Raw genomic sequence first — 9,538 nt, forward strand, 5'->3', positions numbered from 1 at the left:
GTCAGGCCCGGTCCGGATGGATCGGGCCTGACCTTTTTCTGACCCTGCCTCAGACATCGAACAGGTAACCCAGCGCCGAGCTGTTCGCGCTCCAGGCGGCCCGCTACGACACCGCCCAGAGCGCTGCCACCCCGCCGGTGCCATGCCAGGCGACCACGAGCGGAGCGGACGAGGCGGCCGGCGTCACGCGAGGATGAGCCCTGGCCGCCTCACGACCAGGGCTGTCGAAATCGAGGAGACTTCACCGTGAACGGCATCGGCCTCCTCGGTCGATCGGCGGGTTATTCGTTCACCAGGACCGGTACGCCGACCGCGGCGGACGCCACCCTGCCCAGGAACTCGCTGGGGATGGAGATGCTGAACGGCTCGCGTTCCTCTGGTGCCCCGTGGTCGTGCCCGTCCTCCGTGTAGTGGTGGACGAACCGGCCGGTGTGCAGCAGCCGTCCGCTGCTGTCGTAGAGCCCGGCAACGACCTGGAGCTCCAGGATCGCGCTGACATCGCTGGTGACCGTGATCGACCCGCTGACCGTCGTGTGGTTCAGGGCCAGGTCGGCGAAGTCGAAGCGGTCGTCGAAGGGGCCGGGGACCGTGGCGACGGTGCCGGGGGTCGGACGCTGCTGGCTCAGCCCCGCCAACGTCGGCTCGCCGGACGCCGGCACCAGCCCGGGAAACGCGGTCCTCACCGCCGCCGCGGGGGCCGGAGGTCGGTCGGCGTCGCGCTGGTCGGAGCAGGCGGTGGTGGCGGTGAGCCCGGCGGCGAGCAGCAGACCGGTCAGGGCGAGAACGCGCTTGTCACGCACGGGGTTCTCCTCAGGTGGAACGGGTGGGCCGGAAGCCCGAGCGGCTTCCGGCCCACCCGCGGCAGGGGTGCTCAGCCGGCCAGGCCGAGGGACCGGCCGACGATGGTGAACAGGTCGGTGTTGTCGATGCTGCCGGCCATGGCCTCAGCGCCCGCGCCGTAGGCGAACACCGGCACGTCGGCCCCGGTGTGGTTGCCGGACAGGTAGGTGAGCCACAGGCTGGCCTCCGCCGACCCGTCGCGCACCGCGGCGGGGTCATCCAGGGTACGGAACGTGGCCGGGGCGAAGTTCCGCGGGTCGGCGGCACCGGCGCCGTTGACGATGCCGGTCGACCGGTTCGCGTCCTTGACGTTCCCGCCGGGCCGCGTCGGGGTGGAGTTGTTGGCCGTGTTGCCGCTGTCGACGTTCACCGGCGGGGCGGCGGCCTCCGCGTTGGTGAAGGTGCCCTTCTCGATGATGTTGAACCCGGCGCACTCGTGGTCCGCGGTGACGATGACCAGGGTGTGCCCGTCGCGCTTGGCGAAGTCCAACGCGACCTTCACCGCGTCGTCGAACGCCTTCATCTCCTCCAGCGTCTGGGCCGCGTCGTTGGCGTGCGACCGCTTGTCGATCAACGCGCCCTCGATCTGCAGGTAGAAGCCCTTGCCGCCGCCGTTGTTGCCGGCGAGCAGGTCGATGGCCTTGCTGGTCATCTCCGGCAGCGACGGCTCCGCGGCCTGCGGCGAGTCCGGGTGCTCCCGCTTGTACTTCTCGATGGTCAGGTTGCCGGTGTTGAACAGCCCGAACACCTTGCCGCCCCGGGTGGCGGTCAGGTCGCCGCGGGTGGCGACCTTCTGGCTGGCCGGCGAGCCCAGCACGGTGTAGCCCTGCGCGCGGAGAGCCTTCTCGTCCGCGTCGTCGAACCGGGCCAGCCCGCCGCCGAGGATGACATCGGCGGTGCCGTTACGGGCGATCTGGTCCGCGATCGGGGTGACCCGAACATCGGACGTGGGCAGCAGGCTGCCGGTGATCTTGGTGTCCTGGCAGGCCGCCTCGGAGTAGCTGGGGCCTTGGCAGCCGCGCGCCAGGGCGTGGCTCATCTGGCCGGCCGGCGTCGCGTCGGTGATCTCGGCGGTGGACACGTTCCCGGTGCGGTAGCCGGCCTGCTTGGCCATCTCCATCACCGTCGGAACGACCTTCCCCTTGGCGTCGATGCCAAGGGCGGCGTTGTACGTCTTGACCCCTGACGCCCACGCCGTCGCCGCCGACGCGGAGTCGGTGACGTAGTTCGGGGCGAAGTCGGCGGCGCCGGGCTGGCCGGAGTTCTTCTCCACGGCGTACGTGCTGACCTGCCCCACGACCGGCATGGTCTCCATCGCCAGGTGCCCGGCGGCACCGTAGAAACGCTCCCGGGCCGCGGTGACGTGGGTGCGCCCCATGCCGTCGCCGAGCAGGTAGATGACGTTCTTGATCCGGCCGTTGTTGCCGCCAGCCGCGGTCGCGGAGGTGCTGCTGACCACGCCGGTGCCGACGGCACCAGCCAACAACACGACCGCCGCCGCTGCCGAACGCGTGCGGATGCGAGTGGACATGAACTTCCCCTCAGAGCGGAACCGGCGCCACTCGGCGCCGAACCCGGAAAGTAGGTCGGGTCAACAAACGGTTGCGGGTATCCGGGTGACGCTGACCGAAGCGGAGGATGAACTCGCGGTCGACGAGGCCGGCGTCCGCTGGCGCTTCTCGACGGAGGCGGCCGGGTCGGGCTCTGCGACGGCCCAGGACTGCGTGCCGACGGTTGAAGGGGCGGTGACCGTACGTCACGACGTTGGGCTATGCGGGCGCTTCTGACCGTTCCGTCCTCGCAAGTTGTAGTCGCCCTTTACATCGACCGATCCACATCTCTACTGTCTGGCCATTCGTCAGACATGATCACGGGGGTTGTCGATGGCTGATTGGCGTTCGCCTGCACGCGTTCCGCGGGCCCGGTCCGGCTCTTTGCGACGTTGGTTGGCTGTCACGCTGGCTGCCGCCACCACCGCCACGACGCTCGGGGTGGCCACCACCCCGGCCGCGGCGAGCGTGCCGAACAAGAACACCTGTGTGGACGAACAGCCGGACGCGGCGGCGGCCCGCCGGATGCTGGCGGTCTGCGGCCGGCGGGTGGAGGACCTCTCCGCGCGTACCGAGTGGTCCCAGACGTTCGTCAACGCCGACGGGTCACAGACGTTGGAACAGACCATCGAGCCGACCCGGGTGCGTAAGGGCAACTCGTGGGTTCCGGTGGACACGACGCTGAAGCTGACTCCCGAGGGGGTCGTCCCGAAGGCCACCGTCCTACCGGTGGTCTTCTCCGCCAAGGGGGACGGCCCGTTCGCACGGTTGCGCGACGGTTCCCGTGAGTTGGCCCTCTCCTGGCCCGGGGCGCTCCCGACGCCGGTGTTGAACGGCTCCACGGCGACCTACCGGGACGTCCTGCCGGGGGTGGATCTCCAGGTCACCGCCCGGGCGCTCGGGTTCTCCGAGGTGCTTGTCGTCCGGACGCGTGAAGCGGCGGCCAATCCGAAGCTGCAGTCGCTCCGGTTCGGGATCCAGACCAAGGGTGTGACGGTCGGTACGGCCTCCGGAGGCGGGCTCGCTGCCCGCGACAGCAAGGGTGGCCCGGTCTTCGCCGCGCCGGCACCGCTGATGTGGGACTCCTCGAACGCGGAGGGAAAGGCGGGTAAGGCGGTCGAGCAGGACAAGCGGGAGCGATCGGTCGCCCCGCAGCGCAAGCCGGCGGCGGCGGAGACCCCCGCTGCCGCGGGTCGCGCCGCCGACGTCGCCCCCGGCAAGGACGCGGCGCCGGAGCATGCCCGGCGCGCCGTGATGCCGGTGCGGGTCGACGGCGACACGATGACGCTGCTCCCGGACAAGGCGATGCTGGCCGACCAGGGCGCGAAGCTGCCGATCTACATCGATCCGTCCTGGACCGGTGGTATCTCGGGCAACGCGTGGACGTCGGTGTGGAGCAAGTACAAGTCGAGTTCGTTCTGGCAGGACGCCTCGGCGTTGAACAACGGGTCGACGTACGGGTCGGCGGGCGCGGGGCGTACCCAGGACTGCTCCGGTTGCGCGGACCACATCATTCGTTCGATGTTCCGGATGAACACCGCGACCGTGGCGGGCAAGCACATCCTGAGCGCGCAGTTCCGGGTGGAGCAGAAGTGGTCCTGGACGTGCAGCCCGAAGTCGAACGCGAAGTTGTGGATGACCGGCGCGATCTCGACGAGCACCACGTGGAACAACCAGCCGACCTGGTACAGCAGCTACACGTCGCAGACGCTCGGCAACCGCAAGTACGGCGCCGTGCACGGTTGTCTGGGTACCGGCACCATCGAGTTCAACGTCACTTCGATGGTGGCGCACGCGGCGGAGAACAAGTGGTCGACCCTGACGGTCGGGCTGCGGGCGGTCGACGAGGGCACGAAGGACCAGTGGAAGCGGTTCACCCACACCTCGCCGAAGTTGGCGATCACGTACAACACGGACCCGAACGCGCCCAGCGACCGCAAGTCGGACGGCAAGGCGTGCGCGACGGGCACGGCGCGGCCGTACGTGCTGACCACCACGCCGATCCTGGCCGCGAAGCAGTCCGACCCGGACACCGCGCAGCAGTCGCTGACCACGTACTTCTACTGGTGGCCGGTGGGTGGTTCGCGGAACGAGACGGACAAGGTGTCGCAGGCGGCGGGCAACCCGTCGACGGTGTCGAAGGCGATCCCCTCCGGGAAGTTGATCGACGGTACGAGCTATGTGTGGCAGGCCCGGACCTGGGACGGATCGCACTACGGCCCATGGTCGGGCACCTGTGAGTTCACCGTCGACGCCACACCGCCGCCACCGCCGGCCAGCGTCACCTCCACCAGCTACACCAGCGACGGCGTGCCGCGGGGTGGGGTCGGCCTGCCCGGCACGTTCAACATCGCACCGCCGACCGTTCGGCCGCATGAGGTGAAGGAATACGCCTACAGCCTCGACTCGGGTGTGCTGACCGACGCCGATACCGTCCCGGCCCGCACTACGGACTACGGCGCCTCGGTCACCCTCGCTCCGCTGCACGACGGGGTGAACAAGCTCTACGTGTGGTCGAAGGACCACGCGGGCCGCTTCTCCACTTCGGTGCCTTACACGTTCAGCGTCCGTGCCGGCTCGGGTCCGGCGGCGGAGTGGACGTTCGAGGGGACCGGCACCACCGCCGCCGATGTCTCAGGCCACGGGAACACGTTGACCCTCGGCACGGGGGCCTCGCGGGTCGCCGGCCGGTCCGGTGTCGGGACGGCCCTGTCGCTGAACGGCAGCGCCGCGGCGACGAAGAGCGGCACCCTCAACACCCCGCACCCGGACACCGGGGTCTCCACCCCGATCCGGACCGACTCCAGTTTCACGGTCGCCGCCTGGGTGAAGATCGACTCCACCGCCGGCACCGGCCTGCAGACCGTGGTCAGCGCGAGTGGCTCCCGGATGTCCGCGTACCACCTCGGCTACCTCGGCAGCAGCCAGCGCTGGCGGTTCACCATGGCGGCCGCCGACACGGACAACGCGGGGCTCTACAGCGTGCTGTCCGACGCGGCGCCGACCGCGGGCAAGTGGACCCACCTCGCCGGTGTCTACGACGCGGCGACCAAGAAGATGACGCTCTACGTCAACGGTGTGGCGCAGACGACCACGGCGACCCTCTCCGGCGGGTTCGACGCCACCTCGGAGTTCGCCGTCGGCCGCCGCAGGTGGAACGGCTCCAACGACAGCTACTTCACCGGCACCGTCGACGACGTGCGGTTCTACAACTTCATCGAGACCCCGGCCAACCTGGCCAAGCTCGTCCTGCCGCTGCCGCCGAAGATCACCTTCCCGAACGGCGCCAGCGTCACGGCCGGTGGCCAGCTCACCGTGAAGTTCGACGCGGGCGGGGACATCAACATCACCAAGTTCAAGTACAGCGCCGACAACACCGGTCTCGGCAGCACCGTCAACGCCACCAGCGCGGGCGGCACGGCGACCGTCACGATCAACGTGGGCAACACCACCGGCGAGCGCCTGGTGTACGCGGCCGCGGTGGACGACGGCAACCGGGTCAGCCTGACGCGGCAGAACACCTTCACCGTGAACCCCGCGGCCAGCCTCTCCGGCACCGTGTGGGACCCGTACTGGATGCCGCAGGCCGGGGCGGTCGTCCGGCTGCAACCGGGTGGATACCAGGCGACCAGCGGCGCGGACGGCAGCTACGCGCTGGCCAACTTCCCAACCGGCTCGTACACGATCACCGCCACGGTCGGCGGCCGGTGCGGCCCGGCGTTCAGCGGGCCGATCGAGATCGACGGCCAGGGGCTGACGTTCGACATCTTCATGAGCGCGTTCAGCGACGACCTGGGCCACACCTGCACCGAGCAGACCACGGCTTTCACCGCCGCGAGCACGGCGTTGCCGCTGACCGGTGACGACGCCGTCACCACCGTGTCGTTGCCGTTCGCCTTCCCGTTCTACGGCGGCGCGTACCGCAGCGCCTGGGTCGACACCAACGGCCTGCTGTCGTTCACCGACCCGGGTGGCTCGCACCCGTACACCGGTGGTGGGCAGTTGCCGCCGTCGGCGGCCTCGAACGCCGTGCTGGCCCCGTTCTGGGACGACCTGGTGGTCGACGCGTCGGCGAGCGTGCGGACCGCCACCACCGGCACCGGCGCCGGCCAGCGGTTCGTGGTCGAGTGGCGCAACGTGCACCGTAAGGGCAACACCAGCCAGCGGCTGTCGTTCGAGGCGATCCTCGCGCCGGACGGCACGGTGACCACCAACTACGACCAGCTCGACAACGACGCCGAGAAGGGCTCCAGCGCCATCGTCGGCATCGAGGCGCCGGCCGGCCAGGACCGCCTGTTCTACTCGGTCAACGAGCCGGTGCTCGCCAACACCCGGGCGATCACCTTCGTCCGCCCGGACGTGGCCGGCGGGCTGGAGGTGCACAACCTGACCGGCACGCTCACCGACGCCGCCGGCGCCCCGGTGGTCGGTGCCACCGTCACGCTGGACCCGAGCGGTCTGAGCGCTACGACCGGCGCCGGCGGGGCGTACAGCTTCACCGGCCTGGTGGCCGACAGCTACAACGTGTCGGTCAAGCTCGCCGGTCGGTGCGGCGCGGTCGTGCGCAGCCAGGTGGAACTCTCCGCCGACACCGTCCGCGACCTGCGGCTCGGACCGGACTACGGCGGCCTCGGGTACGCCTGCACCACCGGTCCGTCGGCGTTCGTCGCGGCCGCGAACGTGCTCGCCCTGACCGGTGACGACGCCGCCACCTCGGTGACCATGCCGTTCCCGGTGCAGTTCCACGGCGAGTCGTACACCTCCGGCTGGGTGCACACGAACGGCCTGGTCAACTTCGGCAGCGTGCACGGTGCGGTGGACGCGTGGGCGAACCCGACGATGCCGACCGCGGCCGCACCGAACGCCGTGGTGGCCCCGTTCTGGGACGACTTCGAGGTCGACGCCGCGGCGAGCGTCCGGACCCAGACGTTCGGCACCGCACCGAACCGGTACTTCGTCATCGAGTGGCGCAACGTGGGCTTCCGCCCGTACAACACGGAGCGGCTGACCTTCGAGGTGATCTTCCACGAGGACGGGCGGATCGCGTTCCACTACGGCGCGATGTCCAGCCCGACCCAGACCGGCGCCGGCGCGACCGTCGGACTGGAGAACGCCTCGGGCACGGTGGCAGCCCTGTACTCCTTCCAGGAGGCGGTGCTGACCGCGAACAGCTCCATCACCTACACGCCGGCTCCGGTCGGCACCGTCAAGGGTGTGCTCACCACCGCCGTGACCGGCGGCCCCTACGCCGGGGCCACCGTCACGCTGAACCCCGGTAACCGCAGCACCACCACCGGTGCCGACGGCAGCTACCAGTTCACCGGCGTACCCGTCGGCGAGTACACCGTGGCGGCGTCGACCGGGGACAACCGGTGCGTCGGCCAGTCGGCGAAGGAGATCATCAACCACCCCGGCGGTACCTCGGGCGTGGACCTGTCGGTGATGGTCGACGGTGACGAGTTCGGCTACAAGTGCACCACCGGCGCGCAGACCTACATCCCCGGCGACGTCGTCGAGGGCTGGAGCGGCGACGACACCGTCTGGCAGAAGAACCCGCCCTTCCCGGTGAAGCTCTACGGCGAGTCGTACACCTCGGCGTGGATCAGCGCCAACGGTCTGATCACCTTCAAGGACCCGGCGTACTTCGGCTGGATCGGCGCTCAGCCAGGCACCATCCCCTCCCCGGCGAAGGAGGGCTCGCCCAACGCCACCGTCTACGTCCACTGGAACGACTGGGTGGTCGACTCCCAGGCCCGCATCGCCACGAAGATCAGCGGCACCGCACCCAACCGGCAGTGGGTCGTGGAATGGCGCAACGTCCACTACTGGGGCGACACCAACACCCGGACCAGCTTCGAAGCGATCTTCAACGAGGGCGGCGACATCACCCTCGCCTACACCAACATCGATCCCGCCAAACCCGTCCTGCGCGGTAGTGGAGGCACCATCGGCATCGAGAACGCCGACGGATCCATCGCCTTCCAGTACCTGCACCGGGAGACCTGGCTGGCCACGGGACAGGGCATCACCTTCAAGCCCAACCCGCCCGGCCAGGGCAGCGTCGCCGGCACCGTCACCTGCCAGGGCACCCCGGTCGCCGGGGCGACCGTGACGGTCGCCGACCTGACCGCCACCACCGCGGCCAACGGCACCTACCAGATCAGCAACGTGCCGGCCGGATCCTGGGCCGTCATCGCCACCGCGACCAGCGGTGCCTGCAAGGGCTCCGACGTACGGCAGGTCGTCGTCGGCACCAACACCCAGGCCACCGTCGACTACGGCCTGGGGGCCACGCCCACCGGGGGCGGATACACGCTCGCCGAGCAGTCGGTGCCGTACATCCCGGCCGACAGCACGGTGCTACCGCTGACCGGCGACGACGCCTACACGTCGGTGGCCCTGCCCTTCCCGGTGAAGCTGTACGGGCAGACGTACAACACCGGCTGGGTGGACATCAACGGGCTGGTCAGCTTCATCGACCCCCAGGTGCCCTCGCCCGACGCGTGGCCCATCCCCTCACCCGCCAGCCCGGAGGAGCCCAACGCCGCGCTCTACCCGTTCTGGCACGACTGGGTCGTCGACAGCAAGGCCAGCGTCCGCACCACCGTCCGGGGCAGCGCACCCAACCGGCAGTTCGTCATCGAGTGGCGCAACGTCCACTCCTACGAGGACCCACTCACCCGGGTGACCTTCCAGGCCATCCTCGACGAGGCCGGCGGCTACAGCTTCGCCTACACCGACAACGACGGCACGTTCCTGGAGCGCGGTGGCGGCGCCACCATCGGCATCGAGAACGCCGACGGCACCTCCGCCATCCAGTACACGTACCGCCAGCCGGTCCTCCGGCCCGGCCTGGGGCTGCGGTTCAACCCGCCGACCCCCTGACACCGCCGTCCCGAACGTGATCGGGCGGGGCGTCTCGTGCGAGACGCCCCGCCCGCCCTCCCGGCCTGTCGCCTCCTGCTGAGCCACAAAACTTTCGGAGCCCCATGAAGACTTTCATGCCCCCGCGCCGATCACTCTTAGTGTCTATACCGTCACTCAAGGGCAAGGGTTGGCGCCGTGCCCCGCTTGCGGCGGCCGTCGCCGCCACCCTGGTGGCCGGACTGCTGCAGGCTGGCCCGGCGCGGGCCACGGCCGCCGGCTAC

Annotated in this window: 4 protein-coding genes; 2 read left to right on the plus strand and 2 right to left on the minus strand. The window is 70.0% G+C overall.

What is annotated here, in order from left to right; translation table 11 throughout:
• Positions 1-281: 281 nt before the first annotated feature.
• Positions 282-800 carry a hypothetical protein gene (locus GA0070621_RS00125; protein WP_091190090.1) on the minus strand — a complete coding sequence of 173 codons (519 nt, stop codon included), beginning with the start codon at positions 798-800 and terminating at the stop codon, positions 282-284.
• A 71-nt stretch (positions 801-871) separates the two neighbouring features.
• The gene (locus GA0070621_RS00130; RefSeq protein WP_167666445.1) at positions 872-2,299 is read right to left on the minus strand and encodes an alkaline phosphatase; all 1,428 of its coding nucleotides are present in this window, start codon (positions 2,297-2,299) and stop codon (positions 872-874) included.
• On the opposite strand from GA0070621_RS00130, the gene GA0070621_RS29305 reads away from it, so the two are divergent.
• Both GA0070621_RS29305 and GA0070621_RS00155 read left to right on the plus strand, forming a co-directional pair.
• Positions 2,286-2,627, plus strand: coding sequence for a hypothetical protein (locus tag GA0070621_RS29305; protein ID WP_167666446.1), 342 nt, complete (start codon positions 2,286-2,288; stop codon positions 2,625-2,627). The two genes, GA0070621_RS00130 and GA0070621_RS29305, sit on opposite strands and share 14 nt — an antisense overlap.
• A 159-nt stretch (positions 2,628-2,786) precedes the next feature.
• Positions 2,787-9,275, plus strand: a complete 6,489-nt coding sequence (locus GA0070621_RS00155) for a carboxypeptidase regulatory-like domain-containing protein (protein ID WP_167666447.1) — start codon at positions 2,787-2,789, stop codon at positions 9,273-9,275.
• Positions 9,276-9,538 lie beyond the last annotated feature (263 nt).

Origin of the sequence: Micromonospora narathiwatensis, from assembly GCF_900089605.1 — a bacterium.
Lineage (GTDB): Bacteria > Actinomycetota > Actinomycetes > Mycobacteriales > Micromonosporaceae > Micromonospora > Micromonospora narathiwatensis.